23 protein-coding genes and 1 pseudogene are annotated in these 26,791 nt (G+C 42.1%); 8 read left to right on the top strand and 16 right to left on the bottom strand.

Features of this window, described 5'->3' with window-relative positions:
* Positions 1–6: 6 nt before the first annotated feature.
* From carA to HMPREF0663_RS09685, 3 genes are all read left to right on the top strand, one after another.
* Positions 7–1,083: a glutamine-hydrolyzing carbamoyl-phosphate synthase small subunit gene (gene carA, locus HMPREF0663_RS09675; RefSeq protein ID WP_004370309.1), complete on the top strand. Its 1,077-nt coding sequence runs from the start codon at positions 7–9 to the stop codon at positions 1,081–1,083.
* A gap of 8 nt (positions 1,084–1,091) precedes the next feature.
* Positions 1,092–4,319, top strand: a complete 3,228-nt coding sequence (carB, locus tag HMPREF0663_RS09680) for a carbamoyl-phosphate synthase (glutamine-hydrolyzing) large subunit (RefSeq protein WP_004370310.1) — start codon at positions 1,092–1,094, stop codon at positions 4,317–4,319.
* A 161-nt stretch (positions 4,320–4,480) separates the two neighbouring features.
* A complete protein-coding gene (locus HMPREF0663_RS09685) occupies positions 4,481–5,092 on the top strand; it encodes a response regulator transcription factor (RefSeq protein ID WP_004370311.1) in 612 nt (203 codons plus the stop codon).
* Here HMPREF0663_RS09685 and cls read toward each other — a convergent pair.
* From cls to HMPREF0663_RS09755, 14 genes are all read right to left on the bottom strand, one after another.
* Positions 5,089–6,309: a cardiolipin synthase gene (cls, locus tag HMPREF0663_RS09690; RefSeq protein WP_374188039.1), complete on the bottom strand. Its 1,221-nt coding sequence runs from the start codon at positions 6,307–6,309 to the stop codon at positions 5,089–5,091. The genes HMPREF0663_RS09685 and cls overlap by 4 nt on opposite strands.
* Positions 6,310–6,409: 100 nt before the next feature.
* A complete protein-coding gene (locus HMPREF0663_RS09695; protein ID WP_004370313.1) occupies positions 6,410–7,384 on the bottom strand; it encodes a KpsF/GutQ family sugar-phosphate isomerase in 975 nt (324 codons plus the stop codon).
* Between the two features lie 30 nt (positions 7,385–7,414).
* Positions 7,415–8,170 (bottom strand): 3-deoxy-8-phosphooctulonate synthase, encoded by a 756-nt coding sequence (kdsA, locus tag HMPREF0663_RS09700; protein ID WP_016665147.1) that lies wholly within the window; start codon positions 8,168–8,170, stop codon positions 7,415–7,417.
* Between the two features lie 178 nt (positions 8,171–8,348).
* On the bottom strand, positions 8,349–8,477 hold the full coding sequence (locus tag HMPREF0663_RS09705; RefSeq protein ID WP_004370315.1) for a hypothetical protein: 129 nt from the start codon (positions 8,475–8,477) through the stop codon (positions 8,349–8,351).
* An 11-nt stretch (positions 8,478–8,488) separates the two neighbouring features.
* Positions 8,489–9,922 carry a DUF4270 domain-containing protein gene (locus HMPREF0663_RS09710; RefSeq protein ID WP_004370316.1) on the bottom strand — a complete coding sequence of 478 codons (1,434 nt, stop codon included), beginning with the start codon at positions 9,920–9,922 and terminating at the stop codon, positions 8,489–8,491.
* A gap of 55 nt (positions 9,923–9,977) precedes the next feature.
* On the bottom strand, positions 9,978–10,784 hold the full coding sequence (locus tag HMPREF0663_RS09715) for a glycogen/starch synthase (RefSeq protein ID WP_004370318.1): 807 nt from the start codon (positions 10,782–10,784) through the stop codon (positions 9,978–9,980).
* A 502-nt stretch (positions 10,785–11,286) separates the two neighbouring features.
* The gene (locus HMPREF0663_RS09720; RefSeq protein ID WP_004370324.1) at positions 11,287–11,712 is read right to left on the bottom strand and encodes a biotin/lipoyl-containing protein; all 426 of its coding nucleotides are present in this window, start codon (positions 11,710–11,712) and stop codon (positions 11,287–11,289) included.
* Positions 11,713–11,729: 17 nt separating this feature from the next.
* Positions 11,730–11,885, bottom strand: coding sequence for a hypothetical protein (locus HMPREF0663_RS12090; protein WP_016665146.1), 156 nt, complete (start codon positions 11,883–11,885; stop codon positions 11,730–11,732).
* Positions 11,886–11,922: 37 nt separating this feature from the next.
* The gene (locus HMPREF0663_RS09730) at positions 11,923–13,488 is read right to left on the bottom strand and encodes an acyl-CoA carboxylase subunit beta (protein ID WP_004370328.1); all 1,566 of its coding nucleotides are present in this window, start codon (positions 13,486–13,488) and stop codon (positions 11,923–11,925) included.
* A 320-nt stretch (positions 13,489–13,808) separates the two neighbouring features.
* Positions 13,809–14,957 (bottom strand): zinc ribbon domain-containing protein, encoded by a 1,149-nt coding sequence (locus tag HMPREF0663_RS09735; RefSeq protein WP_004370330.1) that lies wholly within the window; start codon positions 14,955–14,957, stop codon positions 13,809–13,811.
* Positions 14,958–15,056: 99 nt separating this feature from the next.
* Positions 15,057–15,752: a glycoside hydrolase family 25 protein gene (locus HMPREF0663_RS09740; protein WP_004370332.1), complete on the bottom strand. Its 696-nt coding sequence runs from the start codon at positions 15,750–15,752 to the stop codon at positions 15,057–15,059.
* 94 nt (positions 15,753–15,846) lie between these two features.
* On the bottom strand, positions 15,847–16,668 hold the full coding sequence (locus tag HMPREF0663_RS09745) for a hypothetical protein (RefSeq protein ID WP_004370333.1): 822 nt from the start codon (positions 16,666–16,668) through the stop codon (positions 15,847–15,849).
* A gap of 28 nt (positions 16,669–16,696) precedes the next feature.
* Entirely contained in the window at positions 16,697–17,980 is a 1,284-nt protein-coding gene (locus HMPREF0663_RS09750) for a Na+/H+ antiporter NhaC family protein (RefSeq protein WP_004370334.1), read from the bottom strand.
* A 32-nt stretch (positions 17,981–18,012) separates the two neighbouring features.
* A complete protein-coding gene (locus HMPREF0663_RS09755; RefSeq protein ID WP_004370335.1) occupies positions 18,013–19,077 on the bottom strand; it encodes a LacI family DNA-binding transcriptional regulator in 1,065 nt (354 codons plus the stop codon).
* Positions 19,078–19,211: 134 nt separating this feature from the next.
* Between HMPREF0663_RS09755 and HMPREF0663_RS09760 the strand changes: the two genes are divergently transcribed.
* From HMPREF0663_RS09760 to HMPREF0663_RS11810, 4 genes and pseudogenes are all read left to right on the top strand, one after another.
* Complete coding sequence (locus HMPREF0663_RS09760; RefSeq protein WP_004370336.1) at positions 19,212–22,790, top strand: sensor histidine kinase; 3,579 nt, start codon at positions 19,212–19,214, stop codon at positions 22,788–22,790.
* A complete protein-coding gene (locus tag HMPREF0663_RS09765) occupies positions 22,769–23,494 on the top strand; it encodes a DUF5932 domain-containing protein (RefSeq protein WP_004370337.1) in 726 nt (241 codons plus the stop codon). Before HMPREF0663_RS09760 ends, HMPREF0663_RS09765 begins: the two co-directional genes overlap by 22 nt.
* A gap of 244 nt (positions 23,495–23,738) precedes the next feature.
* Entirely contained in the window at positions 23,739–24,086 is a 348-nt protein-coding gene (locus tag HMPREF0663_RS12215; RefSeq protein WP_234955590.1) for an AbgT family transporter, read from the top strand.
* Between the two features lie 52 nt (positions 24,087–24,138).
* Positions 24,139–24,255: pseudogene (locus HMPREF0663_RS11810) on the top strand (pyridoxal 5'-phosphate synthase glutaminase subunit PdxT); the annotation flags it as partial.
* A gap of 232 nt (positions 24,256–24,487) precedes the next feature.
* Here the strand turns inward: HMPREF0663_RS11810 and HMPREF0663_RS09775 are convergent.
* Both HMPREF0663_RS09775 and HMPREF0663_RS12220 read right to left on the bottom strand, forming a co-directional pair.
* On the bottom strand, positions 24,488–24,931 hold the full coding sequence (locus HMPREF0663_RS09775) for an HU family DNA-binding protein (RefSeq protein ID WP_004370339.1): 444 nt from the start codon (positions 24,929–24,931) through the stop codon (positions 24,488–24,490).
* Positions 24,932–25,049: 118 nt separating this feature from the next.
* Positions 25,050–25,202 carry a hypothetical protein gene (locus tag HMPREF0663_RS12220; protein WP_234955575.1) on the bottom strand — a complete coding sequence of 51 codons (153 nt, stop codon included), beginning with the start codon at positions 25,200–25,202 and terminating at the stop codon, positions 25,050–25,052.
* Between the two features lie 255 nt (positions 25,203–25,457).
* Here HMPREF0663_RS12220 and HMPREF0663_RS09780 point away from each other — a divergent pair, with 255 nt between their 5' ends.
* Complete coding sequence (locus HMPREF0663_RS09780) at positions 25,458–26,777, top strand: phenylacetate--CoA ligase family protein (RefSeq protein WP_004370340.1); 1,320 nt, start codon at positions 25,458–25,460, stop codon at positions 26,775–26,777.
* Positions 26,778–26,791: the final 14 nt, after the last annotated feature.

Genomic DNA, 26,791 nt, shown 5'->3' on the forward strand with positions numbered 1-26,791 from the left:
CATGTAATGAGAAATGTAACGCTATTATTATCGGATGGAACAAAGTTTCATGGAAAGAGCTTTGGATATGAGGCTCCGGTGGCTGGAGAAGTTGTGTTCAATACGGCAATGATGGGTTATCCGGAAAGTCTGACGGATCCGTCGTATGCAGGACAACTAATGACGCTTACATATCCTTTGGTTGGAAATTATGGTGTACCGCCATTTACTTTCGAAGCAAATGGTATACCTACTTTTATGGAGAGCGATAGAATTTATGCGTCTGCTATCATTGTTGCTGATTATAGTGAACAATACAGCCATTGGAATGCCCATGAAAGTCTTGCAGAATGGCTGAAAAGGGAAAAGGTTCCCGGTATTACTGGCATAGACACACGAGAACTCACCAAGGTGTTGCGTGAACATGGAGTAATGGTGGGGAAAATCATCTTCGATGATGAACCGGCCAATATTCCGGATGCAAGTTACGAAGGAGTCAACTTTGTCGATAAGGTTAGCTGCAAAGAAATCATCAAATACAATGAGGGAGCCGGTAAAAAAGTTATTTTGGTAGATTGTGGTGTTAAGGCAAATATCATAAGAAGCCTAATTAATCGTGGGGTAGAAGTAATACGTGTTCCGTGGAATTATGATTACACGAACTTAGAATTTGATGGTCTGTTTCTTGCCAATGGGCCGGGCAATCCCGATATATGCGAAGAGGCTGTCAATATTATCCGTAAACAAATCAGCATGAGTAGGAAACCTATATGTGGAATTTGTATGGGAAACCAGCTTTTGGCTAAAGCAGGAGGAGCGAGTATTTATAAACTTAAATATGGTCATCGTTCGCATAATCAGCCTGTTCGTATGGTTGGAACTAATAAATGTTACGTTACAAGTCAAAATCATGGATATGCCGTTGATACCAGAACACTTGGAGAAGAATGGGAAGAATTGTTTATCAATATGAATGACGGAAGTAATGAGGGTATCAAACATAAGATTAATCCATGGTTCACGTCGCAATTTCATCCTGAGGCATGTTCTGGTCCGGTTGATACTGAATTCATATTTGATAAATTTGTTGAAACATTAAAGTAAAAAACATCATGAAAGATGAAAACATAAAAAAGGTTCTGCTTTTGGGTTCTGGGGCTTTGAAGATTGGCGAAGCAGGGGAATTTGACTATTCCGGTTCGCAAGCACTCAAAGCATTGCGGGAAGAGGGTGTGTCTACGGTGTTGATAAATCCCAATATTGCGACAGTACAGACTTCCGAAGGTGTTGCAGACCAAATTTATTTTTTACCTGTGCAGCCTTATTTCGTTGAACGTGTTATTCAGAAAGAGCGCCCTGATGGTATTCTTTTATCTTTTGGCGGACAGACCGCATTGAACTGTGGAGTAGAGCTCTTTAAAAGCGGTGTGCTCGATAAATACAATGTGAAAGTGCTCGGTACCCCTGTACAGGCAATTATGGATACCGAGGATCGTGAACTCTTTGTGGAGAAATTGAATGAGATCAATATTAAGACAATCAAGAGTGAGGCATGTGAGAACATAGTACAGGCAAGGAAGGCTGCAGCCGATCTTGGTTATCCCGTTATCATCCGTGCAGCCTATGCACTTGGAGGACTTGGTAGTGGTTTCTGCGATAATGAGGACGAATTGAATGTATTGGCAGAGAAAGCTTTTTCCTTTTCTCCACAGGTTCTTGTAGAGAAAAGTCTGAAAGGATGGAAAGAGATAGAATATGAAGTGGTTCGCGATAGATATGATAATTGTATCACTGTTTGCAATATGGAGAATTTCGATCCGCTTGGTATCCATACGGGGGAATCTATTGTCATAGCTCCATCTCAAACATTAACAAATAGCGAATATCATAAGTTAAGAGCTCTTTCGATAAAGATTGTACGCCATATCGGCATTGTTGGAGAATGTAATGTGCAATATGCTTTCGATCCACAAAGCGAAGATTACCGCGTTATAGAAGTGAATGCCCGCTTGAGTCGTTCTTCTGCTCTGGCTTCTAAAGCTACAGGGTACCCTCTTGCTTTTGTAGCAGCAAAGCTCGGTATGGGATATGGGCTATTTGAATTGAAGAATTCCGTTACTAAAACAACGAGTGCATTCTTTGAACCGGCTTTAGACTATGTCGTCTGTAAGATACCGCGTTGGGATTTATCCAAATTTCATGGAGTAGATAAGGAATTAGGATCATCAATGAAGTCTGTGGGAGAAGTAATGGCTATCGGACGTAATTTCGAGGAAGCTATCCAGAAGGGACTGCGCATGATCGGGCAGGGAATGCATGGATTTGTTGAAAATAAAGAACTTGTTATATCTGATATCGACGCTGCTTTGAAAGAACCTACCGACAAACGTATCTTTGTTATTTCGAAAGCAATGCATAAGGGGTATACCATAGACCAAATTCATGAGTTGACAAAGATTGACAGATGGTTTCTGCAGAAACTGAAACATATCATTGATATTGATGAGGATTTAAAGCGGTGCACGAGTATTAATTCAGTGGATAAAGATTTGCTACGTATAGCAAAGATATATGGATTTACAGATTTCCAGATTGCACGTGCTCTTCGATTGGATAAGGAAATCTGCAATATGCACAAAGCTGCACTTATTGTCCGGAGGTTGCGTAAAAGTTTTGGTATCTTGCCGGTTGTCAAGCAGATTGATACACTTGCTGCTGAATATCCAGCACAGACCAACTATCTCTATGTTACTTATGCAGGTGTGAAGAGTGATGTGCGGTTTGATACTGACAGACGCTCTATTATTGTGCTCGGTTCCGGTGCCTATCGCATAGGCAGTTCGGTGGAGTTCGATTGGTGTGGTGTTCAGGCTCTGAACACGATACGTAAGGAAGGATACCGATCGATTATGATCAATTATAATCCTGAAACAGTATCGACAGATTATGATATGTGTGATCGTCTGTATTTTGATGAACTTACTTTCGAGCGTGTGTTAGATATTATAGAATTCGAAATGCCTTATGGTGTTATCGTGTCAACGGGTGGACAGATACCCAATAATCTGGCCATGTGGTTAGATGCAGAGAATGTTCCACTTCTTGGTACTGCCGCTAAAGATATAGATAATGCAGAGGATAGGGCTAAATTCTCTGAGTTGCTTACACGTAACGGTATCAATCAACCCGAATGGAGCACACTTACTTCGATGGATGATATAAAACTGTTTGTAGATAGAGTGGGATTTCCTGTATTGGTTCGTCCATCGTATGTACTTTCAGGGGCGGCAATGAACATTTGTTCTAACAAAGAAGAGTTGGAGCGTTTTCTGCAGTTGGCCGCCAATGTGTCAGAAGATCATCCCGTGGTAGTAAGTAAATTCATCGAAAATGCAAAAGAAATAGAGATGGATGCCGTGGCGCGTAATGGCGAAATCATGGCTTATGCCATCAGCGAACATATTGAATTCGCCGGTGTGCATTCTGGAGATGCTACGATACAGTTCCCACCACAAAAACTTTATGTAGAAACGGTACGTCGCATCAAGCGTGTCAGTCGTCAAATAGCGATGGCGTTACATATCAATGGGCCGTTCAATATACAGTTTATGGCACGTGAGAACGATATCCTTGTTATTGAATGTAATCTGCGAGCCTCTCGTTCTTTTCCTTTTGTAAGTAAGGTGTTGAAATTAAATTTGATCAATTTGGCTACGAAGATAATACTCGGTATACAAGTAGAAAAGCCGAATAAGAACTTGTTTGATTTGGATTATGTAGGTATTAAAGCCAGCCAGTTCTCGTTTAACCGTTTGCAGAAGGCTGATCCTGTTCTTGGTGTTGATATGGCTTCTACCGGCGAAGTCGGTTGTTTGGGAGATGATACCAATCAGGCATTGTTGAAGAGTATGCTGAGTGTGGGTTACCGAATTCCGAAACATACCGTATTGCTTTCAACGGGAGGGGCTAAGCAAAAGGCTGAGATGCTTGATTCTGCAAAGACGCTTATAAGATATGGATACAAATTGTATGCCACGGGGGGGACGTCTAAGTATTTATCCGATAATGGTATAGACAATATACGAGTATTTTGGCCTTCGGACGAGGGAAAGGAACCACAAGCACTTACATTACTTCATGAGAAGAAAATCGATATGGTGGTTAATATTCCTAAGGATCTTACGCCTCGTGAACTGACGAATGGCTATAAAATTCGTAGAGCTGCTATTGATCTTAATATTCCATTGATAACGAACAGTCGCTTAGCGAGTGCGTTTATTCAGTCGTTCTGTGCTTTGAAACTTGATGATATAGATATCAAAAGTTGGGCAGAGTATTAACCGATATCTTTTGTTCCTTTATGGTAAAGGTGTTAAAATACGAATGTTTTTATTCTTGCAATGTAAAGTAGAGTAATTGGTGTGAGGGAAAATAATACGGTTTGTTTTGGAAACTCATGTGACGTGGAATAACTTTATCAAATAAAAAAGAAGAAAGAATTATGACAGATAGCCGACCTCGCATTGCAATCATAGGTCTCAATACCCTTTCTGTATTGGGTATGAGGCAGTTGCTGCAAAACGTTATGCCAATTATGGCGATAGATACATTTCTTTCTTTTAAGGAAATAATGGCCGCTGATCTTGAGAGATATTTTCATTTTTTTGTCGATGAGGATGTCGTATCGCAAAATTATAGCTTTTTTATAGAGCGCAGAATGAAGACAATCGTGTTAACAGCATCTGCTGCGATTGATAATCGATTGGCTGATTTTCATTGCTTGTATATTAATGTACCGGAGGAGCAACTGGTTCGTTCCGTATTAATGTTAGTTCAATACGCACATGTCGGAGGGAAAAGGCTACCGGCTGAACCGAAAAAGATGCAGGAGAAGATGCTGCGGACCAAAATCCTGACAGGACGCGAGATAGAGGTGTTATCTTTGATTGTACAAGGATTTATCAATAAAGAGATTGCGGGGCGGTTGAATATTAGTATAACAACAGTGATTACCCACAGGAAAAATATCATGGAGAAGTTGGGAATGAAGAGCGTATCAGCATTGACTATTTATGCCGTTATGCATGGATACGTGGATATCAATAAGATTTAAAGGAAAGGAGATAGTAGATGTGCAAACCATCCGCGGAACTTTTGCCACGGTGTACGGAAAGCATTCCAACTCTTTGGTGTGAGTTTGAAACTATCAGTTTTGTCTTTGTCAAAAAGATTATTTAATTCTTTCGTTGTAGCTTGATCTATGATTATGGCATTATCTTCGTAATCCCACCTCAAGCTTCTTGCATTCAGATTTGCACTTCCCACGGTGCAAAACTTTCCATCCACCATAATAATTTTTGTATGATGAAAACCGGCAGTATACATCCACACCGTAGCACCGCGTTTCATTAGTTGATGAGCATTATAGAAACCACAGTCGGGTGTCAGTGGAATATCGCTCTTTGTGGAAAGCATGATTTGTACATTTACTCCCCGCTTGATGGCTTTCTTCAACGCTTTTTTGATACCATGATTCAGTGTGAAATAGGGATTAATGATCTTAATGCTATCTTTTGCAACATTAATTGCCTCTGTATAAAATTTCCTAATAATAGTATTTGTTGTGTGTGGTTCTCTATTAATGATACCAACCATCTTGTGATATGCAGTAACGGTTGTATCCTGTTTCAAACCGATGAAATAGTCGATTGGTTTGTATCCGCGGTAGTATTTAGCGCCGTGGATATTTTGCCCAGTTACTTTATTCCACATTTTCAGGAAGATTCTCTGCAATGTGTTTACTTCATCCCCATCGATACGACAGTGCATATCGTTCCACGAACCAACAGTTTTTGTTCCTTTAATGTAATAGTCGGCAACATTCATGCCTCCGGTATAAGCAATCTTTCCGTCTATCACCACGATTTTTCTGTGATCGCGGGAAAATACATGGTTGATCCACGGAAATGTGATCGGATCAAATTTATAAATTTCAACACCTTTATCTCGTATCTTTTTCAAGTGAGTTTTTTTTAGTGGACGATTGTTTGACATGTTACCAAAGGCATCGAATAATGCTCTGACTTCTACACCTTCTTTTACTTTTTCTTCCAAAAGATCGAAGAGTTTGTTGGCAATAGAGTCGTTTCTAAAGTTAAAGTATTCGAGATGGATGCTACTTTTGGCTTGCTGTATGGCTGTAAACATGTCGTCGAACTTCTCTTGGCCATTCATCAATAGTGTAACAGAATTGTTATGCGAAAACTTGACACCTTCGTTGCGCAATATTTGTACAATGAGCGAGTCTGAAGTCTGTGCATTGGATGACATGCAAAAAAGAAGGAATATATACAATAATATTCCTTTTATAGAAGAGTCTTTGAAAGGTATGAAACTTTCTCTATTCATAAATGGTCATTTCATGGTAAATTTATACCATGCATGAATAATGGTCGACAACACCTAATAGATGATTTTCTTCGTCAGTTACCAATACGGTGTGAATTTTATATTTGTGCATAATTCGCAGAATTTCAGATAACTTTGTATTTGGTAGCACGGTCTTTGGTTGTTTTGTCATAATGTCACCTACGGTATGATCAAAGAACTGTGCTTGCCATTTCTCCATGGCACGTCTAATGTCGCCATCCGTAATAAGTCCCGAAACTTTATTATCCATTAAAGATACACCTAAGCCTAATTTACCTTTACTCACATGAATAATTGCCTCGCCAAGGTGCATTTCTTGAGGGATGATAGGAAGATCATCTGAACGCATAACGTCTTCGGCAGTTGTTAAAAGTCGTTTTCCAAGTTCGCCTCCCGGGTGGAATTGAGCAAAATCCTGTGGCTTGAAGTTCCTTACTTGCATAAGTGCTATGGCTAAAGCATCGCCCATAGCAAGCGCAGCAGTAGTGCTGCTTGTCGGTGCTAAGTTAAGCGGACATGCCTCTTTGCTTACCCAAACCTTAATATGAATATTTGAATATTTCGCAAGCAGAGAGTCCGGATTACCACTCATTGCAATAATTGGTACATTCATGTGAAGAACCATCGGAATAAAACGGAGCAACTCATCGGTCTGTCCGCTATTGCTCAGAGCAAGCACAACATCGTCGGGTGTCATTACACCTAAATCACCGTGATATACATCAAGAGGATTAATGAAGAATGCAGGTGTTCCTGTTGAAGATAATGTAGCTGCTATTTTGGCTCCTATATTACCGCTTTTTCCCACGCCTGTAACGATAATTTTCCCCTTACAATGGAATATCATCTCTACAGCTTTAGAAAAATTCTCGTCTAACTGGGGGATTAAGTCAAGTATTGCATTTGCCTCGTCTTTCAAGCATTGTGTTGCATAGGCCGTGACATTCTTCATTCGTTCTTTATTGATGTCGTTCATTGATTTTGAATTAATTGTCAGATTATTACTTTATGCAAGTAGCTGTTTTATAAGTTTCTCCAACTTATTTAGTTCCAGCATGTTGGATGCATCACTTAAACCTTTATCGGGCTCAGGATGTACCTCGAAGAAATATCCGCCGGCACCAAATGCTTTGGCCGCCAATGCCATAGCCGGTACGAAACGGCGGTCTCCTCCGGTCGTTCCGTTTTCCCCTCCCGGCCTTTGCACACTGTGTGTACAATCCATTATCACGGTATCGGTAATTTCTCTCATATCGGCGATATTTCTAAAATCTACAACCAAATTGTTATAACCGAAAGTATTGCCTCGTTCTGTTAACCAAACATTTTGGGCACCGGCATCGTACGCTTTCTCTACAGGAAATTTCATATCCTTTCCACTTAAAAATTGCGCCTTTTTAATGTTTATTGTCTTCCCTGTTTTTGCTGCAGCAACGAGTAAATCTGTTTGCCGGCATAAGAAAGCCGGTATTTGAATTACATCGCATACCTTGCCTACGGGCTCAGCTTGATAACTCTCATGAATATCTGTGAGAATTTTCAGGCCGTATTTTTGCTTGATATCGGAAAGCATTTGCAGTCCTTTGTCCAATCCCGGGCCTCGAAAAGAGTGTATGGAGGTACGATTAGCTTTGTCAAATGATGATTTAAAGATAATATCAATGCCTAACAGGCGGTTTAACCTATTCAATTCTTCTGCTACCGTATTTAATAATTCTTGTGATTCAATGACACAAGGCCCCGCAATAAAAATTGGCTGCATAAACATATTCCTTATTAATTATTGCAAAGGTACTCAAAAAGCACCTTGGAACAAAGTAATTAACATATATTTAAGCTTAGATATAAAATGTTCGAATAAAGATTTTTTGAGAATACTTTTACTGTCTATGTACATACGAATACTTACTTTGCGAGTAGGGTAGAGCGGTGTGTTTTTCTTATAAAGCTTCGTCTTCCGGCTTTTCTATATTTGAAGAAAGGCGTGAATGATATCCTTTCTTTTGTAACCATTCAGCCTTTCTTTTCTCATAGTCTCTGCGTTTACGTTCAAGATAATTGTCTGCCATACAGCTTCTAATTATTTAAACTTACTATAGATAACGCTTAGTTTTATCTTGTTATACTTATTTTCACTTCCTCCTACAAGTCTTGTACTTGCCATAGACATATCGTGGACAACTTTTGTAAGAGTCCTTGTCTGATTATCGGAAGAAGTGTTATAAGTAGTTGTTATAGGGATAATTACCACTTTTCCCCAATGTTCTTCTTTATAAGAGTTTTTGTTTGTAGCCATATCTTTAATAAGCGAACCTATATTATTGAATACATATGTATTTGTTTTCTTGTCGAAAGTTGCAATAAATGAGGTTTTAAAATCGGCAATCTCGTTTTTTTCAAAAAATGTATTCATCCTCTCTTTCGGGATCATGAGCAAAGTTTGGGGAATGCCCAATGCATAGTCGCTTGTAGAACTGTTGTTGATACGCTCTAAAGTAACTTTGGCAGTATTGATCGTATCGCGGGTATGTCCTTTCATAATACTGTCGATAGGAAGTGTCATTTCTGTAAATATGCCGGCCGGAGTCTTTAAATATGTGCATGTGTTATCTGCGGCTAAACGTTTGATTGTGTTCCCATCGTTTACTATATTTGATGTTTGCAGAACTTCTTCTGTGCCTGCAAACGATGTGGTACCCACTGCTGTCGTATCTTTATTGAGGTATCTAAAATAAAGATTAAGTTGGGTAAGATAAACGTACGCCATGGCTCCCAAACCATTTGTAGACTTAATGTAAAATCCCGGAACAACATTATGAATAAATTGGTACGAGTTTTTAAAATATTCCGGATGTTGATAATATTTCCGAATAATATATGTTCCATAGTTGTTATAGGTCGTGCCGTTACTATCTGTATAAGGTTTATCAAGTCTAACACGGATATTATTCACATAGCCTGAAGTTTTCTTGGTTTGGGGACTAACATTTAAATCAGCCAATGTATAGGTTTTGTCTATATTAAAATTACCAGAAGAGGCATAACCTTCTTTCATCGGATCGAAGTTCGAATAATATAAACGTCCTTCTTCCATAGGCTTGTTCATTTCATAGGCTGTTAATTTCATTGCTGTGAGCGAGTCGCCATAAAAGCTCGTATAATAGAGTCTTATCTCACAAGAATCGGCGATAATCTCGCCTCCTTCCTTGCTGAGCATGCTGTCTACGGGTGGAAATTGGTAATTATCCAATATGTGAAACTGCGTCATGTAATCGCTTGTGATATAGGCGCCGGTTTCCGGATCGCGGACACGACCTAAATAACCTGTAGTGTTACGCGACAAAACGGAGTCGGCTATGATTGAACGTGTAGACACTTCAAAGGTGTCTGTCGATATATTCAACTGATCCATTTTATCTGTCAGAGACGTACCCAACTCATTTGTCGTGTCGTCACATGCTGTTAAGGTAAGCGAGGCAATAAGTACTATGCCTGCGAAGTTTCTTATTTTCATAAATAGAAGATATGTTTAAATCTTAATTTTATGCTGTTCTCACTAAATAATGTTTTTATTCGGGGCAGATATCGTTATAAAAATTTGGGTATGCCTCTGCATAATCTTCTCCCGAATATTTTAATATTGGTAAATTCTTTCCTTTTGCATAATGCAGAAGATCGGCATTTACATTGTTTCCAGCCTCAATAATACCATCACTATAGTCTATGGCGAGCTTGCCGAGTTCAAGGAAATCAAACTTTTCATTATAGTGTTTTAGCAATTCAGCCTTGGCCTCACGATATTCAAGACAATGCTTGAAGTTTTTTCCGAGATTTGTTTTTATTTGCTTTTGAAATAAAGATGTTATCACTTTTGTATTGGCAAAGGCCGGTTCGTCGTGGTAAGCTGTTTTGACATATAGAGGGACTACAGCTCCCATCCAGCCCTGACAATGAATAATATCGGGTGACCAACGCAGTTTTTTTACCGTTTCGAGTACACCGCGAGCGAAGAAAATAGCTCGTTCCCCGTTGTCTGGATATTCATGCCCTTCTTCATCTTCCGTCATCTGGCGCTTGGTAAAGTAGTCTTCATTGTCGATGAAGTATACTTGAAGGCGTACCAGAGGGATTGATGCTACCTTTATGAGCAGCGGATGGTCGGTGTCGTCGATAATAAGATTCATTCCCGAAAGGCGAATTACCTCATGCAGTTGTCCTCTACGTTCGTTAATGTTTCCCCATTTAGGCATAAATGTACGGATTTCGTAACCGCTTTCTTGCATTTTTTGAGGAAGATCGCGTCCTATCTTAGACAGTTCTGTCTCCGGTACATAAGGAGTCATCTCTTGGTTAATGAATAATATTTTCTTGGCCATGTTTAATATATTTTTTCTTTAGTGAGAATATGTGGATTGCAGTTTCTTTACTTTTATTCCGCCACATTTACGCACTATAGGTTTGCTTGCAAAGTTACTAAAAATATTTTACATGCGCTTCTTTTTGGTTTTAAAACATAAGTTACAGAGGGGCGTTTTGGGAATTTTTAAAAATAGTTCTCGCTTTTTAGTGAAATATGTAAACTGCTATATGGTTGATAGAAAGTATAAGTAAGTCGACTTATAGATGTAAAAAAGGTGTAAAAGAAAATGAACTGGTATATTATCTTGTCGTACTATGCAGGATAGGCTATAGATATATTTAGTTCATATCATCATATTAATATGGATAGGTTGTGCCTCTATATGTGATATAATAACAGAGAAAACGTTATCGAGAGACGTATAAGTAAAAATGTTTATTTCGTATAAAGCATGAAAAAAGCCTTGCCATAGCATGAAATTCATGTAATGGCAAGGCCTATTTTAATATTCTTGAGCATTATTCGATAACGATGAGTGGCGTGTCTTCCATAACACTTTCACCCTGTTTTACACAAATTGCTGTTACTTTGCCGTCACTTTCGGCCTCGAGGTTATTGGCCATCTTCATGGCTTCCAACACGATAACGGTATCACCTTTCTTTACTTCGTCTCCAATACCGACTTTGATTTCGGTAATAACGCCAGGTAGAGGAGCTTTAACGGCTTTGTCTGCGTTTACATTTTCCGAAGATGTAACTTTTTCTTCATGGTCTGTTGATGCTGCAGGTTTACCTAAAACCACTTTCTTTTCGGGCTCAGGCTCTGCTTCCATTTCTACTTTGAATGCTTCACCGTTTACAGTTACATTCGCTACATTCTCTTCAATGTCTCCAATTTCGACTTTATATTCCTTTCCGTCGATAGTGTATTTATATTCTTTCATTGTATTGTTATCTATTTTTACGGTTTGTTTGTAAACGACAAGAACTTAGCGTTCCACAAAGTGTTGCGTTCTTTAATCGTTATTATGCCAGACTCTTTATCGTGTACATTGTTCCCCTTAAATTCGTGGAGTGCAAGTACAATCGCCGCAAATATGTTTTTATCTTTTGCCATATTACAAACTTTTAATAATGTAATCTGATGTTTAATATTACATAGGAATACAGCCATGCTTTTTAGCTGGCAATGACTGGCGCTTATGAGCTAACTGTGCCAACCCTCTGCAGATACGGAAACGGGTGTTGCGCGGTTCTATTACGTCGTCTATGTAGCCATATTGTGCAGCCTGATAGGGATTTGCAAACATTTCCGTATATTCATCTTCTTTTTCTGCAAGGAAAGCTCTGACATCCTCACCGGCCTCTTTTCGCGTCTTAGCTTCTTTTGCACACAACACTGCAACGGCACCGGAAGCTCCCATTACTGCAATTTCTGCCGTAGGCCATGCAAAGTTTAAATCTGATCGCAGTTGCTTGCATCCCATAACGATATGACTTCCGCCATAGCTCTTGCGTATGTTGATTGTAATTTTGGGCACTGTAGCCTCTCCGTAAGCATATAACAATTGTGCACCATGCAAGATAACTGCGTTGTATTCCTGTCCTGTTCCGGGAAGGAAGCCCGGTACATCAACCAAAGAAACAATTGGGATGTTGAAGGCATCGCAGAAACGAACGAAGCGTGCACCTTTACGCGATGCATTGGTATCAAGTACGCCGGCGTAAGCCATAGGTTGATTGGCTACGATCCCAACACTCTGGCCATTGAAGCGGGCAAACCCCGTGATAATGTTCTTGGCAAACTTAGGTTGAACCTCAAAGAATTCGCCATTATCGGTGATGGCGCCAATAACTTTGTACATATCATAAGCTTTGTTGGGATCATCCGGCAGGATTTCGTTCAACAGGTCTTCGGTACGATTAACCGGATCGGTACATTCTATACGCGGAGCTTCCTCTGTGTTGTTCGACGGAAGATAGCTAAGCAATGTTTTGATAAGTTCTAAAGCTTCTTCATCGTTCTTGGCTGTGAAATGTGTAACGCCGCTCTTGGTTGAATGAACGGATGCACCGCCGAGATGTTCCGAGTCTATATCTTCGCCGGTTACAGTCTTTACCACTTTCGGACCGGTGAGGAACATGTAAGAAGTTCCTTCGGTCATCAAGATAAAGTCGGTAAGGGCAGGAGAGTAGACCGCACCTCCGGCGCACGGTCCCATAATAGCCGAGATTTGTGGAATGACGCCACTCGCAAGGATGTTGCGTTCGAAAATCTCGCCGTAACCGGCAAGTGCGCAAATTCCTTCTTGGATACGTGCGCCACCGGAATCGTTCATGCATATCACAGGTGCACCGTTTTGCATGGCCATATCCATGACTTTGCATATCTTCTGACTCATGGTTTCGGAAAGAGAACCACCGTTTACGGTAAAATCTTGTGCATATACATAGACGAGACGGCCATCGATAGTGGCACTTCCGGCTACAACGCCATCGCCTAAATATTGTTTTTTCTCCATTCCGAAGTTATGACAACGATGTAGTTTGAACATGTCGTACTCCTCGAAAGAGCCGTTGTCTACAAGCATATCTATACGCTCGCGGGCAGTATATTTGCCACGCCCGTGCTGTTTTTCAATGGCTTTTTCGCCGCCACCGAGACGAGCTTGCTCGCGTTTTGCTATCAATTCTTTGATTTTTTCAACTTGTTTGCTCATAATTTATCTATTTGATTTTTTGTTTTATTCTGTTAAAAACTGCCTGCAAAGATAGTAATAAAATTTGAAAGCATAAAGCTGCAAGCTGTAAAATATGTTATTATATAATGTGAGGAGATGGCCTCTTTGTTGTAAGGAGACGGCCTCTTTACGGTAAGGAGACGGCCTTTTTATCGTAAGGAGATGGCCTTTTTACGGTAAGGAGACGGTCTTTTATGCGCATATAAACCTTGTGTGTATTTTCTTATGTGTTTTGGGAAAGGCGGAATACTTTTATTCTATACGAAAAATGGCAGACGTTTAAGCCTGCCATTCGGATGTTATTCTAAGATTTTCAGCATGTTGAATTCGGTAATTTTGCCGTCGGGATCGACTTTTGCCTTAATACGGAATTTCGTATTTGATGTGGAATTGTCTGTCTTTTCTACCTCCTGTACGGCAGAGAACGATACTGTGTATTCGTATTCGTTATCTCCGATTTCTTTTTTATCTATTTTGTAATCCCCCGGAAGTCTCCATGTCATGTTGGCAATATCGTCTTTATATATCTTGTGCATGAATGTGACGACATCGTTTTTAGTAGCATCGCTCTTGCCTAAGAATGATGTAAGAACGGAGTTTACTGTATTTGTAAGACCGTCTTCGTCTTTAGAATTAATGCTTTGGAAAAATTGTCTGAAGATGCTGCTGATCATCAGTTTCTCTTCCGGCTGCACGGTCTTTGCATTAATGTTCTTGATGCCATCTTTAGCATCATCTACATGTTCGCCATTCGGATGGTCTTCGAGATACGATACAAAAGCGTCTTTTGTATTGGCTTGTTGTGCGTTTGCCCAATCGATAGAATCTAATTTATGCAATGCTTCCTCTTTATGTGGCGTATCCGGATGCCTTTCCAAATAATCTTCTATTGCCATTTTGGAATTGCTTACCACTGCATTCGTCCAATCTTTATCTATCTGGTTGAGTGCTGTAAGATGTGCTTGTATGGAGTCGCGATGTGCTTCTGATGCATCCGTATAGGTGTCGAGAAAACTTTGAAGCACCAAAGGATCTTGACTCTTCATAGCATATTCGTACGCTTCTTGTTCTTTATTGCCTTTGGCATTGCTATAGAAATAGATGCATGTAGCACAGATGATCAGAGCTATGACAAACGATACGATGAAGATTGTGCGACGGTTAGAGCTTGTGGTTTCTGTTTTAGGGGATGTTTCTTCTTCCGTGAGAGGGCGCAAAGGCTCTTGCGGAGTGGTAGAAGCAGAAGGTTCAACGGCGTGTACAGGTGTGCTCTGTTCGACAACAGTCGTATGATGACAGTTGGGACATGCCGGCTCTTCCTTAAAATAAATTTCTCCACACTGCGGACATCGAATTGTTTTTCCCGCAATTTCAACTCCGCAGTTCGGGCATACAGGTGCTTTGTCGCTGACCTGGTGCCCGCATTCGGGACATTTTATAATAGCCATTGGTATCTTAATGTTTAATGATTAAAAGTTTAAAGATATAGAAAGATTTTTCTTACTTACGTACCCATTATAATATGGTTGCTTCTTTTTCTTGGTTATCTAATGGTGTCTGAAGCGCAATTCGCGTAACCCATGTTGCCCCATCATTCTGCTTTTGTCCACATATCCGTTTATACCATTAAGACTACCCTTACCGGTATATTGCCACATGGTTATATCCCGCCCGTCGTTCAGTACCGGCTCTTGTGCCGAATATTGTGCAATCATAATTTGATATTGATCGATCTTCCCTGATAGATAGCGGTTGTAGAAATTTGTGAATGTGTAGAGTAAGGGCTTTTGTTTGTAAGCCTTTTCTACAAGATTGATAAACTTGAAAAGAGAATCGCAGAACTCTTCCGTACTAAGGCCGCTTTTGGTTTCTATATCGATCATGGGTATGAGGTCTTGATCTCCCGGGCGGCACTGTGTCATGAAGTTTTGCAATTGCTTATTCAAGTCTGCTTTTGGCCTGAAAAAATGGTACGAGCCCACTTTTAAGCCGTATTTATGTGCCAAATAGATATTTTCTTCGTATCTGCTGTCTATATTGTCGCCTCCCTCCGTAGCTTTCAGATAAACGTATGCCATCTTGCTATTATCACCTACAGTTTCCCAAAAAACACTTCCTTGATAATGGCTTAAGTCTATTCCATGAATATGAGTACAGGTGTCTTCACACTGGATGTACTCGTTTTGTGCTTGTAAGGATAAGGCGATAAATATACTTGTAAGTAAAATAAATATTCTATTCATATTTGCAAAGTTAGTAAAAAGAAAGAACAAGCAGTTATGAGGATATTATATTTTTACAAATATTATAACTGTTTATAGGTTTGTTTTTCATTGCTTATTCTTCGATTTCGGACAAGCTCTTCCTGAAGTTATATAAAAAACTGCTTGCGGTTTCTATGGGAGCATACGTGAAAAAGCGAAAACTGTGCTTTAGTGTACGCCTGAAAGCAGATGAGTTATTGTGTACAAAACCGCTTTTACTCTGGCGGAAATGCCATTCTGCAGATGCTATATGGCTATTTGGTTTCAGGGTTCGCAGCGTTAGTTTTCTTGCTTCTCTCTCTATATTATGTACGAATGGAATTTCGTCTTCGGAGAAACCGAAAGATACTATAAGGACACTTCCTTCCAATTGTGCCATGCGCTGGATATGGAGTTGTTTAATCCATGTTTCTAATTTAACAAAGTCAACCTTGTCGCCTTTTATCCTCAAATATATCCCCAAATTGATGATTTCTTTGAGTGATATCCCTTTGTTCAGTATACAGTTAACGTTTACAACAATTAGATCGAGAAGTTTCAGCGTTTCTATAGAGGTGTCGATAGCATGACGTTCGTTGTAATGTATTCTTTTTAATCGTCGGTTGAGGAAACGATTATTTAAATGAGCAATATTCTCATTGCTGTTTTTCTTTTCTGTTTTATCGGTATACTCATAAGAACGTAATTCTTCAGTAATGTCGGTCGGCAATAGCGTATTGCTGTCGTATTGATAGTTTCTTATCCCTTTGATGAAGACGGGTACGATGTCTTGGATTTTTATGCTGTTGAACAAGCTCCTCCATTTGTAGGCAGACATCGGTTCTAAAGTTTCGTATTCATTGAAAGCACCCGAGCGTAAAAGCCTGAAAAAATTACGTCTTACAATATCCATCATATGCAATCACTTTCACTATTTGTTGATTTCAACTATACCTTTTGGGGTATCGGAAGACGATAGACATAACGATAGCAATGCCTATTGCAAAGGGGTAGTATAGATAGGGCAATATCTCTATAGGATTAACCTTGGATAAACCGGCGGCTATCAGCATTTGTGCACCGTAAGGAATGATGCCTTGCATGCAGCATGAACATGTATCGAGGATGCTTGCCGCCTTTCGGTTATCCACGCCAAAGCGATCGCATATCTGTTTCGAAATGCCTCCTACGGTAATGATCGCTACGGTATTATTGGCCGTACAAATATCGACCAACGTTACTAAAATGCCTATGGATAATTCGGCACCTCTTTTGCTTTTTACGTGCGAAGTCATCTTCTGGATGATATAATCGATACCTCCGTTTTCGCGAATAATCTCTAACAGTCCGCCTGCCAGCATCGTAATGATGATAAGTTCGCCCATGCTGAGAATACCGTCTCCCATAGCTTTTAGCCATCCGTAAAAGTCGTATTCGTGACCGGCGATGCCGACAATACCGGTAGACAATATGCCTAAGGTCAATACACCCATAACATTCATGCCACAGATGGCAGAAATAAGAACGATGAAGTATGGGAGTACCTTTATATAGTCTATGCTTGGAAGGGTTGCAGGCAGTTGCATTCCGTATCCTAAGTATATATATATTAGCAAAATAATAAGGGCTGCAGGTATAACGATAAATGAGTTTACCCGAAATTTATCGCGCATCTTACAGCCTTGCGAGCTTGTGGCGGCAACAGTAGTGTCGGATATAAACGAAAGATTATCGCCAAAGAAAGCCCCTCCGACTACGGTTGCCGTAATCAAAGGCAGGCCTATTCCGGTGGAATATGATATGCCTGTGGCAATCGGAACTATGGCAACGATTGTACCGACACTTGTTCCGACGGATAAAGAAATAAAGCATGCTGCAACAAACAATCCTGCAAGAAGCATGTTGCCCGGTAGTATGCAGAGCGTAAGGTTTACGGTTGCATCGATGCTACCCATAACTTTTGCAGAGTTGGCAAAGGCTCCGGCCAATACGAATATCCAGAGCATCAGCATCATATTCTGTGTGCTGGCACCTTTGCTGAATGTTTCAATTCTTCGTGACAATGTATGCTTTCCTGATATAGCGACGGCAAAAATACTCGCGAAAAGGAATGCAACAGAAATGGGTACCTTGTAAAAATCTCTCGCAATGATAGAAGTTACAAGATAAAGTGCAATGAAAAAGATGAGTGGACTTAGGGCTACGAGCCCTTTTCTGTTGCTAATCATCAAATGGGTTGTTAAATATGCATACGTGCTTCTTAAAGCTGTGTGCGACGATAGAAGTCTATATTCTCTTTTGAAAGCAGCTCGATAGGCATGTAGTTTACCGGATTGACGACTTTTTTCAGCACTATTGCCTTAAATAAAGTATCGATGCAGCAGAAACCTTGTTGGTATGCATGTTGAGCGATCAGAAAAGATATGCTGCCTTGACGCAGGCATTCTGCATTCTTGGCAACTACGTCGTATCCCATAATCTGAATATCTCTTCTGTTTGTTCGCAGCAGGAATTCTCCTACGATATGGGCTTTAGAGCTGAGAGTGATGCAATGGTGTATGTGCGGATGGCTGTTGAAGAATTCTTCGAGGATATGATCGTATTTCTTGCGCGAGCCATCTATGGGCATATCCAAGTCGATAATATTCACTTCAGGAAAGTGGTCGTGCATGTAATGTCGAAAACCTACTTCGCGGTTTGCCTGCTGTTTGCTTGTAACGTTGCCGTTCATAATGCGCTTCATCAGTACGATTTCTTTCTCATTAGAGGCAATCAACATCAGCATTCTCGCAGCAAAATATCCGCTGACAAAGGAGTCTTGCCCGTAAAATGATAATGGTTTCAAGTCTGGCATGTAAGAGTCGAGCATCACAAAAGGTATCTGTCGTTCGTGCATAATGTCGGTGAACTGCCGCGTAATCTCCAAAGTAGAGGGAACGATGACCACACCGTCGGGATTTGAATCTATGCACGATTGCGATACGGTTATAAAAGAGTTGTCGTTAAAGCGTTCGTAATATAGTATTTTCACATCGATATTAAAATCCCGCATGGTCTCCATTGCTTTGAGAGTGCCTTCTTCTATCTCTTCCCAATATGCTTCAGAGTCGTGTTCGGGCATAATGATGTAAAAAGTATACGATTTATTGTAAGCAAGCGCACTGGCATAAACATTGGGCTGATAGTTCATTTCTTTTAGCGCCAGTTCAACCTTTTCTTTTGCAGGTTTGGATACATTCGGCCGGTTGTGTAGCACTCTGTCTACGGTTCCGACAGAAACACCGGCTCTTAGAGCAATATCCTTAATTCTGATTTTATCTGTCATACATTACATATTATTATATGCAAAATTAATGATAAAATATTAATTGCACCTATACACATAGGTCTTATTTTTATAAAATTGACAAAATGTGCGTGAATAATTCGTCTTAAAAGGAAAAATATCCTATCTTTGTCATGTTTATATCGCTAAATTCTGCACTTTTAGAAATGCGAAAAGATTATTTTGGCAGTATTCATATTATCGGGTGGCAAGTTATTTTAACTGTGTCTTGCCTATTAACGTCATGTTCGCTTCCTAATCGTCGGGAGGTCGACGGGCTGAACGAAAAGTCGTATTTCTACCATTATCGTAATCTCGACAGTACACGTGTCTATGCCGAAAGAGCTTATGCGCTTTCCGGAAGGTATGGCGAAGGTATGGCGGAAGCTCTGAACAATTTGGCTTTTGTCAGTATCGTTAAGATGGATTACGAGCGTGCAAAGCAGCAATTAGAAAGGGTTGATAATATTACCAATAACCAAGTGGAACTGTTGGTGGCAGATGTGCAGTTTATGCGATTGTGCCAACGCGAGTCTCGCAATCGCGACTTTTACGACTATCGCGAACAGGCTGTACGCCGAATGAAGCGTATTGATGAAGAAAGAGAATATCTGGATGCGCATCAGAGAAAGCGGTTGGTATATGCGCAGACCGAACTGAATATCGTAACTTCTACTTATTACTACTACGTGGGACTGGATAAGGCGTCGGCAGAGGCCATGCTTTCCATCGATCCCAACGGAGAGATCGTGACCGATACGGCTCAAGTGCTGAATTATTACTACAATGTAGGTGCGGGAGGCATTATAACTGCAAGAACCCAAGAAGAGGAAGAACAGACCGAGTTCGACTATCTGATGCGGTGTTATCTGCTGTCTCGGCAATATGGATATCCGTATTGGGAGGCCAATTCCATGCAGGCGATAAGCGAGCATCTGCAATCGCCGGCGGCGAGAAAGCGGCTGATTAAAGCAAATCTGCCGGCTATGAAGTTTCTCAACGTGGATAATATGCCCGATTCATTGCTGGCCGGTAACCTTGCGCAGCGTTCGTTGGAAATATTTACCCGCTATGGAGACGTTTATCAAACGGCGGGAGCATACAGAACACTTGCAGAATGTTATTGGGAATTAAAAGATTATCAGTCGGCGATTTTCTGTTTAAGAAGTGCATTACAGAAGAATACAGCCATCAATCGTGCTCCCGATTTGGTTGCTTCCATCCGCGAACAACTCTCGTTGGCTTATTCTGCCATTGATGACAAAGCGAAAAGCGACTATAACCGCAATGCTTATCTCGATATGCAGGAAATTACGCGTCAGGATCGCCAGTTAGAGGCTCGCGCTCTCCAGCTCGATAAGTCTTCTCGGCAACTCAATATAATGATCATCGGTGTTGTGCTTATGATAGTTATAGTGAGCGCTTTGCTGTTCGTTTTCGATAGCATGCGTAAGAAAAGTAACCGTCGCTTCTCTATGCAGTCTTTGTTGGAACCTTTGAATAAATGGAAACAGCAGAATGAGCAGCATGTTGAGAAGGAAAAGGAACAGTTTGAAGAAATAAACGAGCAGCGCGAGATTGTAAAGTCGCATATTCTGAATAACAAGAAGCGAAATCTTGAACAACGGGCAAAAATATCGTTGGTAATGAGCATAACCCCGTTCATTGATCGAATGCTCAACGAGATACACCGACTGTTGGCGTCCGGTGAAGATGACACAGTGCGCACTGAGCGTTATCAGTACGTTGCCGAACTAACCGATAAAATCAATGAATACAACGAGGTGCTTACCAAGTGGATTCAAATGCGGCAAGGCGAATTCAACCTGCATATAGAGAGCTTTCCGTTGCAGCCATTGTTCGATATCGTGCAGAGAGGCCGGATGGGATTTCAGCTGAAAGGAGTAGAACTGGAGGTGCGTCCGGCTACAGAAACCGTGAAAGCCGACCGCACACTCACTCTCTTCATGATTAACACTTTGGCAGACAATGCACGAAAGTTCACACCCGCAGGGGGAAAAGTGGTTATCAGTGCCTGTGCATCCGCAGACTATGTAGAGATTTCCATACAAGACACTGGTATCGGGATGGACGAGGAGCAGAGTAAACATATATTTGATCATAAGCCGATTATCGACGAAGAACTGAATAATGGCCAAAATAAGTCTGCCGACAATCAGCAACGAAGCCACGGGTTCGGCCTGATGAATTGCAAGGGCATTATTGATAAATATCGGAAAATGAGCAAAATATTCTCCGTATGCCAGATAGAGGCGGAGAGCAAAAAAGGAATCGGAAGCCGATTTTACTTCAGATTGCCTAAAGGAATTGCCAGAACCGTTACTCTTATTTTCGCGATAAGTCTCTCTTTCCTGTCCGGCTTGAATGCTCAAGGCAAGAAAGAACGTCTTCATAAGATCGCTTATCAGACATTGAAGAGCGATCTTTTGGGGCGTGCCAACACCTTTGCCGACAGCGCCTATTTCAGCAACATCAACGGAACGTATAGCCGCACTCTTGCTTTTGCCGACAGCTGCCGTCGCTGTTTAAATGAATTTTATAAGACACAGTATCCGAACGGTACTGATACCATGACAGCTGTATCATCGGGTACAGAAGATCCGGCGGAGCTGAAATGGCTGCATCGCGGACTAAAAACCAATTACAACATTATCCTCGACATTCGAAACGAAAGCGCGGTGGCTGCTCTTGCATTGCATAATTGGGATACCTACCGCTTTAACAACAAGGTCTACACGCGGCTCTTCCGTGAGTGCAGTGCCGACACCAACCTCGGCGAGTACGTACGCGTCATGCAGAAGTCAGAAAGCAATAAAAACGTGGCCATCATCCTGCTGATACTCCTGCTGCTGTTTATATTCCCCGCCTACTATCTGTTGTACTACAGATACAGGGTGAACTACCGTTTCTGTGTAGACCGCATCAACGATATAAACGCAGTGTTGCTGACCGCTCTTCCTGCCGAAAAGAAACTCGAGCGTATCAATCAGCTGTGGGATGCGCGCATGTCGGTATTCAATACCCACTCGGCACCCTTATACTCCGTTGTAGGACAGATCAAGCAAGCACTGGCCCAGAGCATTCGTGCCGATAATATTTATCATGCAAACATAGAACTTGCCGAAGACGAACTGCACCGCCTGAACTACGAAAACGACAAACTGCATATCAGCAACAGTGTGCTCGACAATTGCCTCTCCACCCTGAAGCACGAAACCATGTACTATCCATCGCGCATCCGCCTGCTCGTAGACGGGGGCGATGCCAACTTGCAAAGCATCGGCGAGCTGGCCGAATATTACAAAGAACTATATGCCATACTGAGCGCACAGGCCATGCGACAGATCGACATCGGAAAAACAGTAGATAACGACATGGTGAAATATCTCTTCGAAATACTGCAGCGACTGAACGGCGAGCAAAAAATAACCTGCGAAGCCGTAGACAAAGGCGATGTTTACATATGCCTGAATGTCAATATGACCGGCCTCGCACTGTCGGAAGAACAATTGGCCAACCTCTTCACACCCAATACCGTCGACATGAACTACCTGCTATGCCGACAAATTGTCAGAGAAATAGGCGAAGCCACCAACGCACGCGGCTGCGGCATTCAAGCCATCGACCGCCAAGGAAGAATAATCATAGAAATATTTTTAACCAAACGAATATGGAAAACTTTAAAGTTATAATCGTAGAAGACGTGCCTTTAGAACTGAAAGGAACAGTAGGCATCTTCCGTAACGACATCCCCGAAGCGCGGATTATAGGAACCGCAGAAAACGAACAGGCATACTGGAAACTCATCAAGCAAGAACTGCCCGAACTCGTTTTGCTCGATCTCGGCTTGGGCGGCTCCACCACCGTCGGGGTAGAAATATGCCGCCACACCAAAGAAACCTACCCCCACGTAAAAGTATTGATATTCACCGGCGAAATACTCAACGAGAAATTATGGGTAGACGTGCTCGATGCAGGCTGCGACGGCATCATACTCAAAAGCGGCGAACTGCTCACCCGAGGCGACGTAGCCAGCGTGATGAGCGGCAAGCGAATGGTATTCAACCAGCCCATATTAGAGAAAATCGTAGACAGATTCAAGCACAGCGTGAGCAGCCAGCTACTCCAGCAAGAAGCATTCGTAAGCTACGAGATCGATGAATACGACGAGCGATTCCTGCGCCACTTAGCCTTAGGCTACACCAAAGAGCAGATCACCAACCTGCGCGGCATGCCCTTCGGCGTAAAAAGTCTGGAGAAACGCCAGAACGAACTCATACAAAAACTCTTCCCCGAGGGCAACAGCGGCATCGGAATCAATGCCACGCGGCTCGTCGTAAAGGCACTGCAGCTGCGAATACTAGACATCGACAACCTGCAACCCGATGAAGAATAAAATCCTCACACTATCAGCCCTAACCCTCTGCATCGTGCAAATGCTCGTCATACTCGTGTCGTGGCTCATAACAGCCGCCATGCCCGACGCCCCCCTGCGCTCACTACTGAGCAGCGAAGGCATCAGATGGTTCTTCGGCCACCTCACAGAAAACCAGCTCACCCCCCTGCTCGCATGGATGCTATTCATAGTCATCGCCTACGGCGCCATGCGCAAAAGCGGGCTCCTGCACGCCGTCAGAATGATGGGCAAAGTAGACTTCCGTCAAAAGTTCGCCCTTCGCATCGTAATCATCGAAGTAATCCTCTTTCTCTGCGTGCTTCTGCTGCTCACCTCGGTGCCGCATGCCATCCTGTTGAGCGTTACGGGCAATCTTTTCCCCAGTAGCTTCTCGCAGAGCCTCATTCCCTGCCTGTCTTTCGCCTGCGTAGTATTCTCGATAAGCTACGGAGTCATCAGCGGCAGCTTCCATTCCCTGAGCGATGTTTTCAAGTCGTTCACATCGCAAATCCCCGCGCTGGCTCCTCTGCTCATCGTCTACATCTTAGCCGCGCAACTGTTCTATTCCCTTAAATTCATACTAATAATTTAGGCCATTCTTACCAATTTTTCCCCACGCCTGCGCTCTCATTGGGTGGAGGTACATAGTTGCCGCCCGCGAAGGAAATCAATTGGTAACGGCTTTCCATCCTGAGCTTACGAACGATACCCGTGTGCACAGGTTCTTTTTAAATATCGTGAGTTCGGCCGATAGTCGGTAGCATTTGCAGCTTGCGGTAAGGGTGAGGACATGAAAAATCCCGATCCTGTTCTCGTCGTCGCGACGGTCAAAAATGGCGGATCGGGATTGTCATAGAGAGTTATAAAATATTTTCAAGTGGCGAATGTTGAATTCTGAAGCGAAGTTCGGTGTTTGGCCGATTGCTGCGTGTTGTGCGATCGGTTAATGCAGACTTTTCTTTTGCGCTTGTTCGTTCTTTATTCCCCACGGCATTATGCCCCCGGTTTGGGTGTGGTTTGAGCAGGTTTTTCGCCTTCCAACTTTACTTCGAGACCTTGCAGGAACTGTTTCCGGCGCGTATGATCTGTAGCCGTCCAATGCGTTTCGGGCTGGAAGTTGATGCGTGCGCCCACGATGTGGTCTGTAGAATTAAAGTCTTTGGGCGAATTGGCAGGCTTGCTTTTCAGCCCTACCTTGAATGCGCCGAAGCCTTCGAGCACCACGCGGTCGCCGTTCTGCAGATGACGGCGGAACACGTTGATCATTTCTTTCAGCACTACGTACACATCGGCCTGCTTAGCCGTGGTGTTGTCTTGTATTTCCTGACTGATTTCTTCGAGGTTTACCACGTCGTTTATCACTGCGCGGGCATACCATTTGCCTTTGTAGGCACTGTTCTTGCGGTTGTCTTGATACAACTTGTATTTCACTGCCATAATCGTTTGGTTTTAAAGGGTTTAACATGTTATTTATAAAGAGTTTGGCTGCTTGTTGTAAGGAGACGGTCTTTTTATGCTAAGGAGATGGCCTTTTTACGATAAAAAGACGGCCTTTTTACGGTAAGGAGATGGTCTTTTTACGATAAGGAGACCGTCTCCTTACAAGCTGCGGGTTATTGATTGTCCCAAAGATAATGTTTTGAATGCTTGTGAGCAGTAGTCGGAGGGTAGCTCGCAAGGCTCGGTGGATGTTGATTGACTTTTCCATTTTGTTCGGGTTTTAATGTTTAATGCGGATCCAAGAGCTTAAGGGATTTGAGTTTCACTGCTTATCTGTCTCCGGTTTATCCGACATTTTTTTAATGCGTCTTCCTGTCGCATTGGTCGTTTCCGTTTCAGGTACCCAACAAAAATAGGGATGAGATTATAGTTTATTTTATAATAGATTTATTGTTTATATCAGAAAAAAACGTTAATATTGCATCTTGTAAATGCGAATGAACGATAATCTGATTGTATTGGAATGAATATTGAATACTGGCAAGAGGAGTTGGAAACTATGCCGAGAGAGCGACTTAGTGAACTTCAAGTACATAAGCTAAGACAGACAATAGAGGTATGCCTCCGTTCGCCATTCTATAAAAAGCGGCTTTCCGCGATGGGTATCACTCCCAAAAGTATTCAAACTGTAGACGATCTCCGTAAATTGCCGCTGACAACCAAGCAAGACCTAAGAGACAATTATCCTTTCGGTTTGGTCGGAGGAGACATGAAAGACGCTATTCGTATTCATTCTTCGAGCGGAACAACAGGTCATCCTACGGTCGTAGTTTACAGCCTGCACGATATAGATTCTTGGGCCAACATGATAGCCCGCAGCATGTATATGGTGGGATGCCGCAATACGGATGTGTTTCAGAATTCTTCCGGTTATGGTATGTTTACCGGAGGACTCGGATTTCAGTATGGTGCGGAGAAGTTGGGGGCGGTAACCGTGCCTGCTGCAGCGGGAAACTCGAAGCGCCAGATAATGTTTATCAAAGATTTCGGTACCACCTGCCTGCATGCTATTCCCAGCTATGCCGTCAGATTGGCCGAAGTTTTTAAGGAAGAAGGTATTGATCCTGCCGACACCAAACTGCATACCCTTTTTATCGGGGCTGAACCCCATACTGATGAACAACGCCGAAGAATAGAGCACCTGCTCGGGGTAAAAGCTTATAATTCGTTCGGTATGACGGAGATGAACGGCCCGGGTGTAGCCTTCGAATGTAAAGAACAGAACGGTATGCATTTGTGGGAAGATAATTACATGGTAGAGATACTTGATCCCGAGACGCTTGAACCAGTGCCCGACGGGCAGTATGGAGAGATGGTATTAACTACGCTCGACCGCACGATGATGCCAATATTGCGCTATCGCACACGTGATCTCACGCGTATCATACAGGGAGAATGCCCTTGCGGACGTACTCATCGACGCATAGACCGCATTGTCGGTCGAACCGATGACATGTTTATTATCAAAGGAGTGAATGTGTTCCCGATGCAGGTAGAGAAAATATTGGTAAAATATCCGGGCCTTGGCAGCAATTATCTGATAACTCTCGATTCGGAGAACGATAATGACACTATGACCGTAGAGGTTGAACTCGACGAGATCAACACCGATGTGTATCCAGAATTGCAGAATATGAGGCGCGATATACAGCGCGCTCTTAAAGACGAAATATTGCTTACGCCGCAGGTAAATCTTGTAAAAAAGGGGAGTCTTCCTGTTTCCGACGGCAAGGCTGTGCGCGTGAGAGACCTGCGAAAGGGTAGGGGAATAACGAAAATATGAACTTTTAAAATATA

The organism is Hoylesella oralis ATCC 33269, assembly GCF_000185145.2.
Classification (GTDB): Bacteria; Bacteroidota; Bacteroidia; order Bacteroidales; family Bacteroidaceae; genus Prevotella; species Prevotella phocaeensis.